Here is a 17083-nt window from a genome sequence, read left to right as displayed (position 1 = left end):
AATTGTTTGGAGCAATTTGCGAATTGATAAGTATGGGTTGCCTTCTGTTTCAATGTTGTTCGGTATAATTCGGTATAAATTTGGTCAACTTTAATTTCAGGCCGTAAAAGTAGTACAGTTTCTAAATAAAAAACGTTTTTCTTTAAAAAATTATCGTTAATTCAAAAATTTAAGGTGCTTTATAAAAAAATACCGCTCACAAAAGTGGGTGGTATAGCTACAATGCAATCTGGCAAGGTATTACAGCTTTGATTGTTATCATCACATAAAACTAACTACGGTTCGTTTCTAAAGTTCCGCATGCCACCGCCAAAGCCATCGGGCCCCATGCCTCTGAACATACCGGGCATTCTTTGCTGTTGACTGGCAAAATTGCGCAGGTTATAGGTAAAGGTTAACATTAAATATCGTGTTAATACATTGCTGCGTACATCCTGAATGGTATTGGCCGTAATGTTGCGGGCAACATTGGTGTTTTGATTCAATAAATCGAATATTGATAACCTGAACTCACCGGATTTGTTTTTAAATACCTGTTTGCCAACGCTGGGTGACCACAAAGGCACACTTGTATTGTAACCTGCAGCACGATTGCCATTGTAAGTATAATCAAAACTAGAAGCCACAATCCAGCCCGATTTGCTGTACCAGGTGATTTCGGCAGAAAGGGTTTCTGTATAAAAATTGGCATTCTGGTTGGCTTGTAAGGTATAGCGGGTAATATTGTATGTAGTGGTAGAACTGAAATTCATGTCAAATATTTTCTTCAGGTTGGAGGTCCATTTAATGGTTTGCCCCAATGTGGTATTGTACGTAAAGTTACTCACGTTGTTCACCAGCGTCTGGCTTTGGTTATAATTAATGTTGGTGACAAAATTTAAATTGGATTTGGGTTTGCTGAGTGGGAAACCATAGTTAAAGTAACCCGAGAAATTATAGGTACCGCCTAAGTTGGCATAGGTGGTGGTTTTACCGCCATTGGTATTTTGAATGATGGAGCTTTGAATATCGTTTGTAACGGTCGATGCATTGACGGTGGCAAAGATGATCCGCTGGGTAGTCGGGTCGAAGGAAGTGTACAATGCCCGGATGCTGTGTGTAAACTGTGGTTTTAAATTGGGGTTGCCGATTTGAAAATTAATAGAATCGGAAGTGGTTTTTAAGGGTTGTAACTGGTTAACCGAAGGTTGCCCGGTACGCCCCATGTAAAAAATACGTAAGTTTCTGGTGCGTGAAAAACTGTACATGAAATTAGCTGTAGGGGTTAAATTCACGAAGTGGGTATTCACCATAATATTTTTGGTAGTGTTTAAGCTATTTTGGTCTAACCACTGTATGCCCGATCCCACACTGAAACGCATTTTTTCTTTTTGCATGCGATAATTTACTGTAAAGCGATTGGAATGTGAAGTGAATTTGTACGAATTACTGAATAAACTGTCAAACTGCAGAAAATCATGTGCATTGGCATCGTAGTTAAACGTTTTATTCACACTGTTGTTGCTGCTGTAACTGTAATTGTAATTCAGTTCAATGATTTGGTTTTTACCAATGGGTTCTGTGTATGAGAGGGTGGGGCTAATGGTAAAATTATTGCTGGAATCAATATACCGTTGGTTAATGGTATCTGTTTTAATATAGGGTACATAAAAATTATTTACCGAATACATAAACCCAACACCGTTATTTGATCCTGCACTCATATTTACATTGGCAGAAAAGGTACGTGATTTTTTGGCAAATTTATGCCGGAACATCAGGTTAGCATTGTTGATGTTAAAGCCTGTATTGGTGCTGGAGGCGGTACTAACCGACTGGTTAATTTGTTTGCCGCCCAGTCCCCCTGTTGTAAGGGTAGTGGAGGAACTATTGGGTGTACTGGTTTGGAACACTACATTGGGTCTGAAAATAATAGAGTTATTGGTATCTATAGTACTTTCCATATTCATATTAATCTGATGGTCCTGATTCCTTGAAATACTATACTGGTTTTGGTTATTGAAAATAGAAGAATCGCCGGGCAACAGGTTTTGGGTAAGGCTTTGCTGATCGTTGGTAGTATGCAGGTTATTGTAAAAATAACTGGCCGTAACATCGGTGCTTTTGCCCCAGGTATCTTTATAATTGCCACCGCCAGCCCAGGTAGAGGTAATGCCGGTAGCATTAACACCTGCCGTTCCGCCACGTGGTGGTCCGCCGCCTCTTCTGCCACCGGTGTTGCCGCCTAAAATATCCTGTGGTGTAAAATTCTGTTTATTGATGTCGTTGGCCTGCCCTAACAATGAAATTTGCTGGTCGCCATCAAAGCGGTGCAGGTTAAAACTTTCATCATAGTTTTCATCTGAACCCACTCCGGCAACTGCTTTGCCGAAATAACCTTTCCGTGTATTTTTTTTGGTAGTAATATTAATGGTCTTTACCCGGTTGCCATCATCAAAGCCGGTAAACTTACTCTGATCGCTTAAATCATCAAATACCTGAATTTTATCAATCACATCCGGCGGTAGGTTTTTGGTAGCCATTTTGGGGTCATCACCAAAAAAGCGTTTACCGTCAATCAGTACCCGTTGTACGGTTTCGCCCTGGGCTTTAATAACGCCGGTATTATCAATGTCAACACCTGGTAATTTTTTCAATAAATCTTCTGCTGTAGCATTTGGTTTAACATTAAAGCTGCCTGCATTAAACTCAACAGTATCTTTTTTAACCGCAATAGGTGCTTGTTTTACAGTAACATTACCCAAATCTTTGGCTTGTATGGCCATGTAAATGGTATCTAAGTTTACAGTTGTTTTATTGTTACTAAGGGTAATGATTTTAAAAAAAGGGGCATATCCCTGAAAGCTGATTTGAAGCAAAATGCTATTGAGGGGAACATTTCTTAAAATAAATACACCACCGGCTCCGGAAAGTGTAGATGCTTCAACAGAAGAATCTTTTACATTCAATGCCAGTACCGAAGCATCCCGCAATACCTGCTTCCCTATAGAATCTTTGAGGATACCCCGAATGGTGCCGGTGCTTTGTGCAACGGATATGGATTGCTGTAACAGAAATGAAATAAAGATATAAAGTATAGTTTTCTTCATACAATGGTGCTAAGGTTAATACTTGCAAAGTAAAAAGCAGTTTTAGGTTTCAGGCCATTAAATCGGTAGAGTAGCACAAAAAAGGGGCAAATCTATTGTATGGGAGCAGTTTAAATATTGTTTAAACATTATTAATGGCTGCAAAGCCTCATTAACTCTGCCATTGACTTTTTCTTTTTTAACAAATGGCTTATTGCTGCTATAGTTTTGCTTCATAATTCAGTGGTAGATTTGCGGTATCAAATTCATGTATCATTAAAAAATTACCTGTATGAAAAGGTTAATGGGATTGTTAGCCAGCGTTATATTGATGGCCCGAACAGTAACCGCACAAAAATTCAAGTGGGCACAAGTGCCTGCTGCCGTGAAAGCTGCATTTGCCAAACATTTTCCCGGTGTTACTGCCAAATGGGAAAAAGAGGATGCCAATTATGAAGCCGTTTTTCACCAAAATGGTAAAGAAATGAGTGCTTTGTTCGATGCCAATAGCAAGTTATCTGAAACAGAGGTAGCCATTCCAATCGCTGCGTTACCTGCTGCCATACACCAGTATATTCAAAAAAATCATCTGGGTAAAAAATTAAAGAAGTATCATATATTATATTACTTTAGCTGATGGTACCGTACATTATGAAGCCGAAGTAAATAGCTGGGACTTGATTTTTGATGTAGTGGTAATTTTATGAATGCTTTAAAAGTGTAACCTCATTATCTGTGGAGGCAAAAAAAATTATTTCCGCAAGGAATTGCTTTTTTTTTAACCAATCAACCAACCTTTTTGAGAATAATAGCATCTATGCAAGAAATCAATGTTGGCGTTTTGACAAAAGTATATCAGGATGAAGATGAAAAGGAACTGATACATGACTGTATTTCAGGAAAACCTGATGCACAGAAACATTTTTATTTGAAATATGCACCTAAAATGATGATTGTTTGTTTACGGTACAGCACTACAAAGCCAGATGCCGAGGATTTACTTCAGGAGGGCTTTTTAAAGATATTTAAAAATCTAGCGCAGTTTAATGGTACAGGTTCACTGGAAGGATGGGTTAGAAGAATATTTGTGAATACCGCACTTGCAAAATTCAGAGATAAAAATAAATTAATGCCCATTGTTACGATGGAAAATATAGAGCAAAGTTCAGATGAGTATTTACAAATGGCAGAGCGTATAGATGGCAAAGTTTTATTAAAATTGGTACAATCACTTCCGGCTGCTTATAAAATAGTATTCAATTTATATGTTTTTGAGGGGTACAAACATAAAGAAATTGCAGAAATGTTGCATATCAGTGAAGGTACCTCTAAGTCTAATTTGCATGATGCCAGAAAAATATTACAGCATTTAATTCAGGTTCATACTAAAATAGCCAATTAACATGGGTAACCCTTTAGAAGATATAGACGATATTTTTAAACAGCATATTGATAATATGCGTGAAATGCCCGATACCGACATTTGGGAAAATATTGCACTCCATTTAAATAACGAAGCAAATAAAAAATATAAACGAAAATTTATTTACTGGAGAGGTGCTGCTGCCATTATTGCTATATGTTTATTTGTAGCACTGCTTTTATTAACCATACGCCCTTCTATTCATCAGGTGAAAAATGATTATGTACAGAGAGCATTAACCGGCCCATCTTCCGGAAAGCAAATGCCATCTGATAAAAATGCGCCGCTATCTCAAATAAACAATTCAAAAAAATCAGAGACAGCTATTATGGCGCCATCTGTAAACCCTTATTGGGCTCAGCCTGAAAGCAAAATTCTCAATAAAAATAAAATCCGTTCTTATGCAAATCAACAAAAAAATCCTCTGGTTCAAAAATCTGCTGTTATTCCCTTTTCGGCTCATTTATTACGTTCTGTTGGTATTCATAGAACTATAAATAACACACCATTACCTGCTGAAGATAGTTTTTACACCCAAAATTATCACACCGCATATTCTGTTGCACCTGTATTGTTTGCAAATGTTTATCAATTGAATGATGAAAAAAATAAATACATATTCAATGCAAGTACGATTGCACCTTCCATACCGGTTTCCTCCATGCTCATTTCAAAATTAACACGGCAACATTTTTCAATTGCATTGGTGGCTGCTCCCTATTTTATGAACTATTTACACAATACATCGGGTGGTGTTAGCCAACCGGGACAGGGCAATCAGCAAGGCAATCAGGGAGAGAATAATGAGCTGTCTTATTCAATCGGTGTTTTGGCACAATATCGGGTAAAGCATTGGCAGATTTCAACTGGGTTACAGTACACACAATCATTCGTAACCATTCAGCCAAAAACCATTTATGCTTCACAAAACAGCAATGGTTTGGTGCAGTATAAATATACTACTTCAACCGGCTATGCATATGTATCACCTTCTTTTAGTGTGCAACCTCAAATTGGTGACAGTCTGTATACCACTACGGCGAAACATACTTTGCAATATATCAGCGTACCGCTTAGATTGGGCTATCAGTTGAATAAAAATAAATGGTCGATAACACCCACTGTTGGTATTGCACTGAATGTATTAAAGAATGCCACCATAGAAACAAGCTTTGAAAATGGTAGCCAGTCTGAACAGGAAGTAATTACTTCCTTACAGGGTTTGAAGAAAATGTATTTCAGTGTTTTTGCAGGTACCTCTTTTCAATACGCTTTTAGTACCGGTACTTCTTTATTCATTACTCCTAATTTTCAGATGGGTATGCAATCTATTACCAATAGTAAACTGCCTTCAACCATACCGTATCAGTTGGGTATTGAAGCAGGGATAAATATTTCTTTCTAAAAATTAAAAAGTAACCCAACTATTTTCATATTATCAGCATCTTACCTGAAAACACTTTTATGAGGCTTACCATTTGCAAAATATTAATACCCGCTTTTGTTCTGGCTGCATTTTTTTTATTTGCCTGTAAAAAAGAGGGACATGAAAAAAATGAAATAAGTAATTTTTGCAGGGTAGTTCCGGCCGATTCCATACCTGTGATAGTGAGAGATTCATTTATCGCAAAATATGCAAAAGTTATTCCAGTAAAATGGTATGTAAAAGACAGTATAGGCTATTGTGCATACTTTATAATCAACGGTATGCAACAACTTGCATTGTTTTCTACTAACGGTGCATTGCTGAATACAGAAACAAAAGTGGAGCAAACCGGGCAATATGAAGATTCAACCGGGCAACCGGGTAAATTATTTAAAGAAGGTTGTTCTTGTGAAACAGATACAGAGTATGATTAGATTTGTTCATCATCCCCCCAACATAAAATATATTTTCCGGGCATAGTATAGTACAGTTTCGATGCATCACATAACCGGAAATATATCCAAAGCCCTTTTTCTAAAGGGCTTTCATTTACTTTTTTTAAATATGCAAAAATACCGTACCATATTATACGCAACTTTCTTGTGGATATGCCTATTTTTTATCCATAGTGCTGTTGTAGCTCAAGGCTTTTTTGTTGAAGGAAAGGTTATGGATAGCTTAACTCAGCAACCCATTCGTAATGCAACCATTCGATGGTTGCATCAAAAAAGAGGGGCAGTTACCGATTCATTGGGTTTGTTTCATTTGTATCATGCACCTGTTCCTGATACTTTACGCATTAGCTGCATGGGTTATGCGCCTGTTTTATATCCGGTACCAGTTAATTTACTTGCAAAAATTAGGGTAGCATTAATGGAAACCAACAATACATTACAGGATGTAATTGTTTACCCAAAAGGATATGATCCTGCCATCAGCCTGTTTAAAAAAATCATGAAACATAAACCTGCCAATAACCCTGTTTTTTTTCATACCCTGCAGTATGATGTGTATCATGCCATTGAAATTGATGTGAATCATTTATCAAATAAAATGATACAAAGCAAATTGCTGAGGCCTTTTAAACAATTTTTTTTTGATAGTGCAGTACAGGGTACTGCAACAGTGAATATACCCGTTTTTATACACGAACAAATAGGGGCTTATCAATTTAATCTGACTACTCATCAGCAAAACTATCAACTGTATCAACAAAAAACATCCGGCATTAAAAATGAAAGTATTATTCAAAATATGGACGATTTTAAAATGCCCATCAATATTTATGACAATTACATCACACTTTTAAAAGCTCAATTCATCAGTCCACTATCTGCCAATGGACTCAATCATTATCATTATACCATTACCGATACAAGTGTGAAAGAATCACAAACATTGTATAAACTTAATTTTGCACCATTAAGTGCAGGTGGTAATACATTTGAAGGGTATGTTTGGGTAGATGCTAAACGGTATGCCATTGCTGAAATGAGTATGGTAACTGCAAAAGGCTCCAATTTGAACTGGGTAGATGAAATACGTTTACAGCAGCAATTTAGTTTAATACGTGATTCAGTGTATGCTTTAACTGCAAGTAATACTAGTATTTCATTTAAATTGTTATCTAACAAACAACCCGGTTTTACAGCCATTCAAACAGAAGCTTATAAAAATGTACGGGTGAATGAGCCCATTATACCCTTGGTTCGGGAACCTTCTACACATCCTGAAGTTGGTTTACGCAGCAAACAGCACAATATGCTGCCTGCCGATAATGACCTGTTTACTTTTGATGGTTCCAAAAAATATTTATATCAAAAAGTAGATGCTCTGAAACAAATTCCGGAATTTAAAACCTATAGTAATGTGTTAAAAACACTGGCAACCGGATATTACCCAATGGGTAAAATAGATATTGGAAATCTGTATAAATCATTTACATCCAACTATATAGAAGGCAAGCGATTTAACCTGGGTTTACGCACCAATACCCTGTTCAGTAAAACAGTGCAATTAGGCGGATATGTAGGAATGGGTATGAAAGACAAGAAACCCCGATATGCATTCCATACACTGTTTGTATTCAATCATTATGCATGGGAAACCCTCAGGTTTTCCTGGCAAAAAGATTTTTCTCCTTTAAAAGATAATGCAGATGAACTTAACGAGAATAGCCTTTTCGGCTCATTGTTGTTGCGAATACCCCGTTCAGCCATTTATTTGGTAGACAATCAATCTTTCCAGATTCAATACCAAAAATTTTATGCAAGCGGGCTCTCTTTTCATATTCAGATTGCTACCCAACAGTTGAGTCCGCTGTTTAATTCCTATTTCTCTTATCAGAACTACAAACCCATTCTTGTGAATGATCCCAATCCGCAGATGGATGGATACCGGGATAACAATGTATCCTTCGGTGTACGTTACGCATTTAAAGAAAAATATGTGATTACTTCTTTTCAACGCAGTAGCATCAGCAGTAAATTTCCGATTGTTGCATTTACCTTCACAAATGGAATTGCCAGTAATATTTATGCCCTGCAATCAGATTTAGCCTATCAAAAATATCATTTTTCAATTTCCCAACACTTGATGATACATGGTGTTGGAGATTTAAAATATGCTTTCAATGCTGGAATTACGAATGGTGTGTTGCCCCTTGTTTTGTTAGATGTAGCAAAAGGTAATGATACGTATTATTACAACCAATATGCCTTTAATAATATGTACCGGTATGAGTTTGCCAGCGACAGGTATCTTAGTTTTTTTGCGGAACAGCAATTGGGTGGTTTTCCATTTAATCATTTGCCACTGATTTACCGTTTAAAATGGCGAAGTGTATTTTCAGTAAGGGCATTGGAAGGCAGTATGACAGAAGCCAATAAAATTGCAAATGCTTATAATGACCAAACTATCAATTATCATTTTAAAGTGCCGGATGGTGTGCCTTACACAGAAGTGGGTTATGGTATCGATAATATATTTCATGTGTTGAGGTTAGATGCCATTTGGCGTTTAACTTACTTGCATCAGCCCAATACTCCGTCATTTGGGTTAAGGGCAAGCCTGCATTTTACTTTTTAACATCATTGAATTCTTATGTGTTACAACAAAATAAATGTCATGAAAAAAATAACACTGTTTTTTGTATGCTTAGTTTTATATAACGGAAAGTTATTTGCGCAACAATTGTATAAAATGGATGTTCCTAAATTGGTAAAAACAGCTTTTTTTAAACATTATCCCGGTGTTATCCCATTTTGGGAAAAAGAGCATGCTAATTATGAAGCAGCTTTTCAGCAAAATGGAAAAGCAACCATTATATGCTTTGATGCCAATGGAAATATGTTGCAAACAGAGGTGGTTATAGCAATAGCTGAATTACCGCCTGCAGTAATGCTGTATCTTGAAAATAAAATTACCAATTATAAAATAAGAGCTGCCTCTCGCATCACCAAGACCAATGGTACCGTGCATTACGAAGCCGAAGTAAATGGTCAGGATTTAATTTTTGATACTGCCGGCAATTTTATTAAAGCAGTGAAAGCATAAACAGATGATCTGTCTGAAATTCCAATATAAAGGATGGTGCCATGAATTGGGTACCACCCTTTTGTTAGGTACGCATATCGGCATGCACTTTCCAAAAAAGCCATGGCCATTTTACAATAGCGGGTTGCTGCAAAGCATTGTTAGCATTGCCATGTACCATATCAATCGGTTTCCAATATACAACGGCATGTCGTTTCTGTACCGGTTCTTGCACAGGAAAATAAGCAGCTATTAAACGTTGCACAGTCGCCGCCAACTGTACACCCTGTTTTAGCCATTGAATGAGTTTACCTGTCATGCGTTGTTGTAATCCTTTTTAAGGGAGTAATTGCCGGTATAGTTTACTGGCAATGGGTGATGCCAGCTTTAGCCATTCGCTGTATTGGCGCAGGCGGGCAAAAGCCGGATCGCTCAAAAACCGTTGTTTGTTGATAGAAGTTTTGGTGCGCACCAATTGCCTACCGTTCACCACATAAAACGTTAATCCGTTGAACGTACCCGATACAAAGCAGTTAGAAATGGTAGCCATAGTATATTCAATTTGTTGCATACAATATACAACACCGTAACCTCCTTTTCCAAATTTTTTTGGTGTTATTTTCCGCAAAAATTTACCGTACAATCCGCAGGTAAACAACCGCAACACAGCCCATTCAAACTCCACCCACCTCCGGGTTTACAGCGTTGTACAACGCTGTTGAATTGAACTTGTATGGGAGGAGGGAGGAGGGTGGGGGGATGGGCATTTTCGTAGAGGTTATTGGCACTTTTCTTTGTGCACTCTGTGTAACCCTTTGTGTATTCTCTGTGGTTAATTTTTCACGCAAGCTCAACTCAGCGTAGTTTATTTAAATAAAAACGAAAAGACACTGGGCATATGGCTGTGCTACGCCCTTTTTCTAAGTAGCATGTGCTATACAAAATAATGATGATATACGATTTGTAAAATTTGTACATTCGTTTTATGAGGGTAGAATAAGTGTAAAGTAGCCAATGCACAAAAAAGTACGGCGTAGTTGAAAACATACGCCGAGTGTACGTTTAAATTGGAAGAAAAGAAGCATTATGCACAAGTTAAGTTCTAAAGGAATTATTAATACTTAAAAATTATAAAACAGCTATCGGGCTTACTTCAATAGGAAGCAATATTTTACTTTATTTACCTTATAAGGATATTGACAATTATGCTTATAATTTGTTATATACTACGCAAAACCAAAATAAAATTATAGGTTAATAAAGATTAGCCGCAGATTTAAACCAAGACTTTCAAAGAACTGAAATACGATGCGGCCTAAATTAATTATTTGCATAAGAAGTATAATTATACAGGGATTTGAAAGATTTAATAAAAAGCCTTTCTTTCTTATTGACAAAATTTTGTTTGAGTAAATATAACAGTGCCTGCCTGCAAAATTGCATTGACATATATAGCGTGGCGACGTAAGAAAAATCGGCTGCATATCGCTAATCAGCTTCAGTTTCGGCAGACGAAGAATGCTGATCTTTAGCATAAATAATGAACTTTTGTATTTTTTATCATTGTTTCCGGACTGTATACTAAAAGAAAAAAGTAGCAAAAAAAGAAAATTTATAATAGTATATTTATTTGTAATTAATTGACAAAAGCAAAACTGAAGTACGGAATTCTAATGTCGCCATATCGCCAATGCGAAACCGTTGTAGGCAATATATTCAATCACTCTAAAAATTTGAAGTATTCCAATAATATGGCATTTCATAATTCCTTAAACCAAGGTTTATGAAATCTTTCATAACTTTATTTTTAAAACATACCATGATGCGCTATCGTATTTTAATGTTTGTTGCTATGTTGTATGGCTCGTCCTTGTTTTCACAACAGGTTAGTTTGCCCGGTACTAAAACTATGCTACCCAATGGATGGAGCTTAACCCCCGCCGGTAAACAATTATCTTTGGACGATTTGCCTTTGAATATGGCTGTTAGTACTTCAAAAAAATATTTGGCAGTAACCAATAATGGACAAAGCACACAATCCATTGAATTATTTGATGCTCAACAGCAATTAAGATTAGATAGTGTAACCATTCCCAAAAGTTGGTATGGCCTTGTATTTGGTAAAAATGATCAGTATCTATACGTATCCGGCGGAAATGATAATCGTATTTTGGTTTACAAAATCAATAATAGTAAACTGCACTTACATGACTCTATTATTTTAGATAAAAAATGGCCGGTAAAAGTTTCACCGGCAGGCATAGCTGTTGATCATCAACAGCATCAATTGTATGTTGTTACCAAAGAAAACAATAGCCTCTATATCATTGATTTACAAAAAAATACCATTCTTTCAAAACTTCCATTAGGTGCTGAAGCTTATACCTGTTTATTTTCTCCTAAAAAGAATAAATTGTATATCAGTGTATGGGGTGGAGAAAAAATTCTCTGTTACAATACTTTGAAACAAAAAATTACAGACAGTATTCATGTAGGCAGTCATCCTAATGAAATGGTTTTATCGCACAGCGGAAAATATCTTTTTGTAGCAAATGCGGATGATAATACCGTATCCGTTATTAATACAAACTTACATCAAGTAATTGAAACGCTCAACACTGCATTGTATCCGAATGCACCAACGGGGTCAACTACCAACGGTGTTGCTTTGTCGGAAGATGGTCATACTTTATATGTTGCAAATGCAGATAACAATTGTCTTGCAGTGTTTGATGTTGCTATTCCCGGAAAAAGTTTTTCTAAAGGTTTTATTCCTGTTGGGTGGTATCCTACCAATGTAAAAGTAATTGGCAAAAATATTTTTGTTACGAACGGGAAAGGTTTACAATCTTTTGCGAATCCTTTAGGCCCCAATCCTGCTTCTAAAAGTGAAAGTGTATGGTATCATAAAGCCGATAATACAGTAAAAGGACCTGTTGAATATATTGCAGGAATGTTTAAAGGTAGCCTGAGTATTATTCCTGAACCTGATAAAGCATTATTGGCACTGTATTCACAACAGGTATATCAAAATACACCCTATAATAAGTATAAAGAATTACATGCCGAGGGTGAGGCCGGTAACCCTATTCCTGCAAAGGTTGGTGATACTTCCCCTATTAAGTATGTTTTTTATATTATTAAAGAAAATCGTACTTATGATCAGGTACTGGGTGATATGCCAGAAGGCAATGGAGATACGTCATTGGTTTTATTCGGTGAAAAAATTACGCCTAACCAGCATGCATTGGCCAGACAATTTGTTTTATTAGATAATTTTTATTGTGATGCAGAAGTAAGTGCCGATGGACATAACTGGAGTTTAGGTGCTTATGCCAACGATTATCTGGAAAAAACATGGCCAACCAGCTATGGCGGTAGAGGTGGTTCCTATGATGCGGAAGGTAAAAGACCTATTGCTAATAATAAAAATGGATTTATATGGAGCTGGTGTAAAAAACAAGGCATCAGTTACCGAACTTATGGTGAATTTGCAGATGATTATAAACCTAACATCCCGGTGCTAAAAAACCATATTTGCCCATATTTTACAGGTTGGGATATGTATGTTAGAGATACCAGCCGGGTGACTCAGTGGAAAAGAGATTTTGATTCGTTAGTAGCTATTCATCAATTACCACAATTCAATACTTTAAGGCTTATTACCGATCATACTGAAGGTATGAAATTAGGCAGGCCTTCCCCATTTGCTCATGTGGCTGATAACGATTTAGCAGTGGGTTTATTTATTGAGCATTTATCGCATAGTGCTGTCTGGAATCAATCTGTAGTATTTATTGTAGAAGATGATGCACAAAATGGACCCGATCATGTAGATGCGCATCGGGCGCCTGTTTATGTAATCAGCCCCTTTATTAAAAGAGGATTTGTTGATCATACCATGTATTCAACCAGTTCTGTATTAAGAACCATTGAATTAATATTAGGTTTACCACCTATGTCGCAGTATGATGCGGCTGCTACACCATTGTGGCGCTCGTTTACCAATCAGGCTAATTATACGCCTTATCAGCACATTCCTTCAAACGTAGATTTGGATGAAATAAATGTTCATAAGAACAGGTTATCAATGATGAGCCAGCATTTTGATTTTACCAAAGAAGACAGAGTGCCTGAAGAAGCATTTAATGAAGTGCTTTGGAAAGGAATAAAAGGGTTACATACCACTGTTCCAAAACCAATGCGTGCTGCATTTGTCTTGATACCAGATTCCGGGAAAAAAGATGCTGATTAAATCAGGCAATTTCCTCACCCCTTGCTGCTACCCATAACCGGAACCAATCTTCATTGGTGAGTTGAATGGAGGCGGCATTTTTTGCCTGAATTAATCTTTCCATTTTAGTAGTACCTACAACCGGTAAAATACCTGAGGGATGTTTGTGCAACCAGGCAATTAAAATTTCATTCGCTCCTGTATTGAATCTTGTTGCAATGGTGGTTGCCACCTGAATAATACTTCTATATCGGGGATGATTGTCATCATTAATTAATCCACCCCCTAAAGGCGACCAGGCCATTGGTGTAATATTGTGTTCAATACACGCATCTAAAGTGCCATCCACAAAAGGATGAAGATGTAAAATAGATGCTTCAATTTGGTTGTATTCAATTTTCAAGTATTTTGAAAGCATTTTTAATTGATGGGGTAGAAAATTTGAAACGCCAAATGACAATATTTTCCCCTGTTGTTGTAATGTGTGTACTGCTTCTGCAATTTCCAAAGGATGCATTAAAGGATCGGGTCGGTGAATGAGCAACACATCAATGTAATCTGTTCCAAAATGAAGGAGTGATTGCTCTGCAGATTGTATAATATGCCTGGCAGTTGTATTATAGGTTTTAATGGCATCAATGCCACTCTGCGGATTAGGCAAAACAATGCCACATTTTGTTATAATTTGAATCTTGGTTCTTATTGAAGACTGCGATTGTAACACCTTGCCAAATGCAGCCTCAGTTGTATAATCTCCATATATATCTGCATGATCAAAACTGGTAATACCTGCTTCAATACAGGCTTCAATAACATTACTATAATCGGTAAATGAAAAATCAGCGCCCCATTTCCCCCAGCGCATACAACCGGCTATTGGTGCTTTTATTGTAGGCATAGCTATTGTTATTAAGTATAAAATTAATTAGTAGGTTCTTGCTGACTTAAACAATGCCAGCTACCCAGGCCCCATATAACATCTGCTGAATCGATTCCGATAACAGCCCGATCAGGGAATAACTGTGATAAAATATCAAATGCTTTTTCATCATTTTTATTTCGATATGTAGGCACAATAACCGCTTTGTTTGCAATATAAAAATTGGCATAGGAAGCAGGCAATCTTTGCGATTCATAAATAACAGGTAATGGCATGGGTAATTCAACAATATTTAGTTGTTTGCCATTCAATAATCGCATTTGTTGCAATTGTTTAAGGTTATGTTGCAGCAATGCATAATTTTCATCATTTTTATTTTCTTCCACAACAGTAACAACGGTATCGGTATTTATAAATCGAACAGTATCATCAATATGCCCGTCGGTATCATCTCCAACAATTCCTTCATCAACCCATAAAATTTGCTCCACCCCATAATATTCATGCAAATATTTTTCTATGTCAGTTTTTGATAATTGTGGGTTTCTATTTTTATTGAGTAAGCAGGCAGCTGAGGTAATTAGCGTACCTGCATCATTAAAATCTACTGAACCGCCTTCCATAACAATACCCGGATAAAAAACTGGTAATCCTAATTTTTCCGCAATGCGAGTTGGAATAATATCATCCAAATCATAGGGTGGGTATTTGTTGCCCCAGGCATTATAATTCCAGTCAACAATGGCTTTTTTTTGTTCAGTACGGTGTAACAGAAATGCGGGGCCGTGATCGCGGCACCAGGCATCGTTGGTAGGATGATGAAAAAAGTCGATCATCGAAAGATCAACTGAAGCCTGTTGTAAAATTTCTGCGGCAAATTGTTCCATCTTTCCATCAGCCACATTAATACACACTCTTTCTCCTGCCGATACTGCTTTTATAAATTGTGCATAGGGCGAATAGATAGCATCTATTTTTCCGGGCCAACTGGCTTCTTTATGTGGCCAGCTAAGCCATGTAGCCCTGTGTGGGTGCCATTCGGCGGGGAAAAAATAGCCTTGTTGTTGCGGGGTTGTCTGTTCCATTATGGTTCGTCTATAAATCTTTTTGTAATGGGTTGATAAGAATCGATTCGTCTATCTCTCATAAAAGGCCAGTGTACTCGATAGCTATCTGTTTTTTCAAGATGAATAGGCACTACCATTACTTCTTCATGATCATGCGATGCCTGCTGAAGTATGGTGCCGAATGGGTTACAAACAAATGAACCACCCCAAAATTTCATTAATCCATTTTGTTCTGTACCTACTCTGTTCACACATACTACATGCACTCCATTGGCAATTGCATGGCTTTTTTGCATGGTTTGCCAGGCATTAAATTGCTCAATATTTGTAGCTTCATCTTGTGCCGAAGCCCAACCAATAGCAGTAGGATAGAAGAGTATTTCTGCCCCCATTAAACTGGTAATACGGGCTGCTTCCGGATACCATTGATCCCAGCAAATCAGTACCCCAATGGTAGCATATTTTGTTTTGAAGGTTTTATAACCCAAATCGCCTGGCGTGAAATAGAATTTTTCATAATAAGCAGGGTCGTCTGGTATATGCATTTTACGGTACTTACCTAAATAAGTGCCATCAGCATCAATAATAGCAGTGGTATTATGATATATTCCCTGTGTTCTTTTTTCAAATAAGGAGGCTATTATTACCACATTCAATTTTTTTGCTACAGTTGATAATGCATCGGTGGATGGCCCCGGAATATTTTCTGCCAAAAGAAAGTTATCATAATCTTCTACATCACAGAAATATAGTGAAGTGAATAATTCCTGTAAACAAACTATTTGAGCGCCTTTGGCAGCTGCAACTTTTATTTGTTCAATAGCTTTTAATAAATTGGATTGTTTTTCTTTGGTGCAGCTCATTTGTGCCAGTCCTACATTTACAATTGACATGCTCAAAAATTTTTCAATGCAAAAATAACGGTTGAAACGCGTAAATACGAAGGAATGCTGATATTTTAACCATAAGGTTATGCTACATAAAAATCCCATTCCGTTCATATTTGGAATGGGATTGAATTGTTTTGAGGTAAGAAGAACTGCGGGTATTAATATCTGTTATATCCACCACCGTTACCACCGCGATCGCGATTGTAGCCACCGCCGCTTCCGCCACGGTTACCACCAAATCCACCACCGCGGCTTCCGCCGCCACCGCCGTAGCTTTTCTTAAAGCCACCGCTTTTTCTTTCGCCTTCAGGGCGAGGGGTAGATTCGTTTACAACGATTTTGCGATCCTGCACATCTGTGTCATGTAATGCACTGATAGCAGTTCTTGCAGCTTCGTCATCAGGCATTTCAACAAAACCGAAACCTTTGCTGCGGTTGTTATTGAATTTGTCTGTTACGATTTTTGCTGAGGTAACTTCGCCATAAGGCGCAAAAAGTTCTTGCAGGTCTTCACTGGTCATGTTCCAGTTCAAATTTCCAACGTAAATGTTCATTTTAAAA

General features: G+C 37.3%; 14 protein-coding genes. 7 read left to right on the top strand and 7 right to left on the bottom strand.

All coding sequences use genetic code 11. From position 1 onward, the window contains the following. Positions 1–275: 275 nt before the first annotated feature. Complete coding sequence (locus JK139_RS03775; protein WP_074421024.1) at positions 276–3089, bottom strand: TonB-dependent receptor; 2814 nt, start codon at positions 3087–3089, stop codon at positions 276–278. Positions 3090–3360: 271 nt separating this feature from the next. On the opposite strand from JK139_RS03775, the gene JK139_RS03770 reads away from it, so the two are divergent. From JK139_RS03770 to JK139_RS03745, 6 genes are all read left to right on the top strand, one after another. Next, positions 3361–3705, top strand: a complete 345-nt coding sequence (locus JK139_RS03770; RefSeq protein WP_081299054.1) for a PepSY-like domain-containing protein — start codon at positions 3361–3363, stop codon at positions 3703–3705. A gap of 180 nt (positions 3706–3885) precedes the next feature. Next, positions 3886–4470 carry an RNA polymerase sigma factor gene (locus JK139_RS03765; protein ID WP_074420408.1) on the top strand — a complete coding sequence of 195 codons (585 nt, stop codon included), beginning with the start codon at positions 3886–3888 and terminating at the stop codon, positions 4468–4470. 1 nt (position 4471) lies between these two features. Continuing rightward, positions 4472–5896: a hypothetical protein gene (locus tag JK139_RS03760; protein ID WP_075051677.1), complete on the top strand. Its 1425-nt coding sequence runs from the start codon at positions 4472–4474 to the stop codon at positions 5894–5896. A 59-nt stretch (positions 5897–5955) separates the two neighbouring features. Beyond that, entirely contained in the window at positions 5956–6351 is a 396-nt protein-coding gene (locus JK139_RS03755) for a hypothetical protein (protein WP_075051678.1), read from the top strand. A 61-nt stretch (positions 6352–6412) separates the two neighbouring features. Further along, complete coding sequence (locus JK139_RS03750; RefSeq protein WP_317196291.1) at positions 6413–9004, top strand: DUF5686 and carboxypeptidase-like regulatory domain-containing protein; 2592 nt, start codon at positions 6413–6415, stop codon at positions 9002–9004. Positions 9005–9043: 39 nt separating this feature from the next. Further along, positions 9044–9472, top strand: a complete 429-nt coding sequence (locus JK139_RS03745; protein ID WP_074420406.1) for a PepSY-like domain-containing protein — start codon at positions 9044–9046, stop codon at positions 9470–9472. A gap of 64 nt (positions 9473–9536) precedes the next feature. On the opposite strand, the gene JK139_RS03740 is transcribed toward JK139_RS03745, so the two are convergent. Further along, positions 9537–9770 carry a hypothetical protein gene (locus JK139_RS03740; RefSeq protein ID WP_218330621.1) on the bottom strand — a complete coding sequence of 78 codons (234 nt, stop codon included), beginning with the start codon at positions 9768–9770 and terminating at the stop codon, positions 9537–9539. Between the two features lie 18 nt (positions 9771–9788). Next, entirely contained in the window at positions 9789–10022 is a 234-nt protein-coding gene (locus JK139_RS03735) for a hypothetical protein (RefSeq protein ID WP_218330620.1), read from the bottom strand. Positions 10023–11234: 1212 nt separating this feature from the next. On the opposite strand from JK139_RS03735, the gene JK139_RS03730 reads away from it, so the two are divergent. Next, positions 11235–13706 carry a bifunctional YncE family protein/alkaline phosphatase family protein gene (locus tag JK139_RS03730; RefSeq protein WP_074420481.1) on the top strand — a complete coding sequence of 824 codons (2472 nt, stop codon included), beginning with the start codon at positions 11235–11237 and terminating at the stop codon, positions 13704–13706. 1 nt (position 13707) lies between these two features. On the opposite strand, the gene JK139_RS03725 is transcribed toward JK139_RS03730, so the two are convergent. From JK139_RS03725 to JK139_RS03710, 4 genes are all read right to left on the bottom strand, one after another. Then, positions 13708–14583: an aldo/keto reductase gene (locus JK139_RS03725; RefSeq protein WP_074420480.1), complete on the bottom strand. Its 876-nt coding sequence runs from the start codon at positions 14581–14583 to the stop codon at positions 13708–13710. 23 nt (positions 14584–14606) lie between these two features. Beyond that, positions 14607–15650 carry an agmatine deiminase family protein gene (locus JK139_RS03720; RefSeq protein WP_074420479.1) on the bottom strand — a complete coding sequence of 348 codons (1044 nt, stop codon included), beginning with the start codon at positions 15648–15650 and terminating at the stop codon, positions 14607–14609. Continuing rightward, complete coding sequence (locus tag JK139_RS03715; RefSeq protein ID WP_074420478.1) at positions 15650–16525, bottom strand: carbon-nitrogen hydrolase; 876 nt, start codon at positions 16523–16525, stop codon at positions 15650–15652. Before JK139_RS03715 ends, JK139_RS03720 begins: the two co-directional genes overlap by 1 nt. 155 nt (positions 16526–16680) lie before the next feature. Then, positions 16681–17076 (bottom strand): RNA recognition motif domain-containing protein, encoded by a 396-nt coding sequence (locus tag JK139_RS03710; RefSeq protein WP_074420477.1) that lies wholly within the window; start codon positions 17074–17076, stop codon positions 16681–16683. Between the last annotated feature and the right edge of the window lie 7 nt (positions 17077–17083).

The organism is Hydrotalea lipotrueae (genome assembly GCF_019249625.1).
GTDB lineage: Bacteria > Bacteroidota > Bacteroidia > Chitinophagales > Chitinophagaceae > Hydrotalea > Hydrotalea flava.
This window is presented reverse-complemented; position numbering and strand designations above follow the sequence as displayed.

Bases quoted from the DNA above. Each gene is read 5' to 3' on its own strand.
- JK139_RS03765 (WP_074420408.1), top strand. From the start codon at position 3,886: ATGCAAGAAATCAATGTTGGCGTTTTGACAAAAGTATATCAGGATGAA.
- JK139_RS03730 (WP_074420481.1), top strand. From the start codon at position 11,235: ATGAAATCTTTCATAACTTTATTTTTAAAACATACCATGATGCGCTAT.
- JK139_RS03755 (WP_075051678.1), top strand. From the start codon at position 5,956: ATGAGGCTTACCATTTGCAAAATATTAATACCCGCTTTTGTTCTGGCT.
- JK139_RS03775 (WP_074421024.1), bottom strand. From the start codon at position 3,089: ATGAAGAAAACTATACTTTATATCTTTATTTCATTTCTGTTACAGCAA.
- JK139_RS03740 (WP_218330621.1), bottom strand. From the start codon at position 9,770: ATGACAGGTAAACTCATTCAATGGCTAAAACAGGGTGTACAGTTGGCG.
- JK139_RS03720 (WP_074420479.1), bottom strand. From the start codon at position 15,650: ATGGAACAGACAACCCCGCAACAACAAGGCTATTTTTTCCCCGCCGAA.
- JK139_RS03760 (WP_075051677.1), top strand. From the start codon at position 4,472: ATGGGTAACCCTTTAGAAGATATAGACGATATTTTTAAACAGCATATT.
- JK139_RS03745 (WP_074420406.1), top strand. From the start codon at position 9,044: ATGAAAAAAATAACACTGTTTTTTGTATGCTTAGTTTTATATAACGGA.
- JK139_RS03770 (WP_081299054.1), top strand. From the start codon at position 3,361: ATGAAAAGGTTAATGGGATTGTTAGCCAGCGTTATATTGATGGCCCGA.
- JK139_RS03710 (WP_074420477.1), bottom strand. From the start codon at position 17,076: ATGAACATTTACGTTGGAAATTTGAACTGGAACATGACCAGTGAAGAC.
- JK139_RS03725 (WP_074420480.1), bottom strand. From the start codon at position 14,583: ATGCCTACAATAAAAGCACCAATAGCCGGTTGTATGCGCTGGGGGAAA.
- JK139_RS03750 (WP_317196291.1), top strand. From the start codon at position 6,413: ATGCATCACATAACCGGAAATATATCCAAAGCCCTTTTTCTAAAGGGC.
- JK139_RS03715 (WP_074420478.1), bottom strand. From the start codon at position 16,525: ATGTCAATTGTAAATGTAGGACTGGCACAAATGAGCTGCACCAAAGAA.
- JK139_RS03735 (WP_218330620.1), bottom strand. From the start codon at position 10,022: ATGCAACAAATTGAATATACTATGGCTACCATTTCTAACTGCTTTGTA.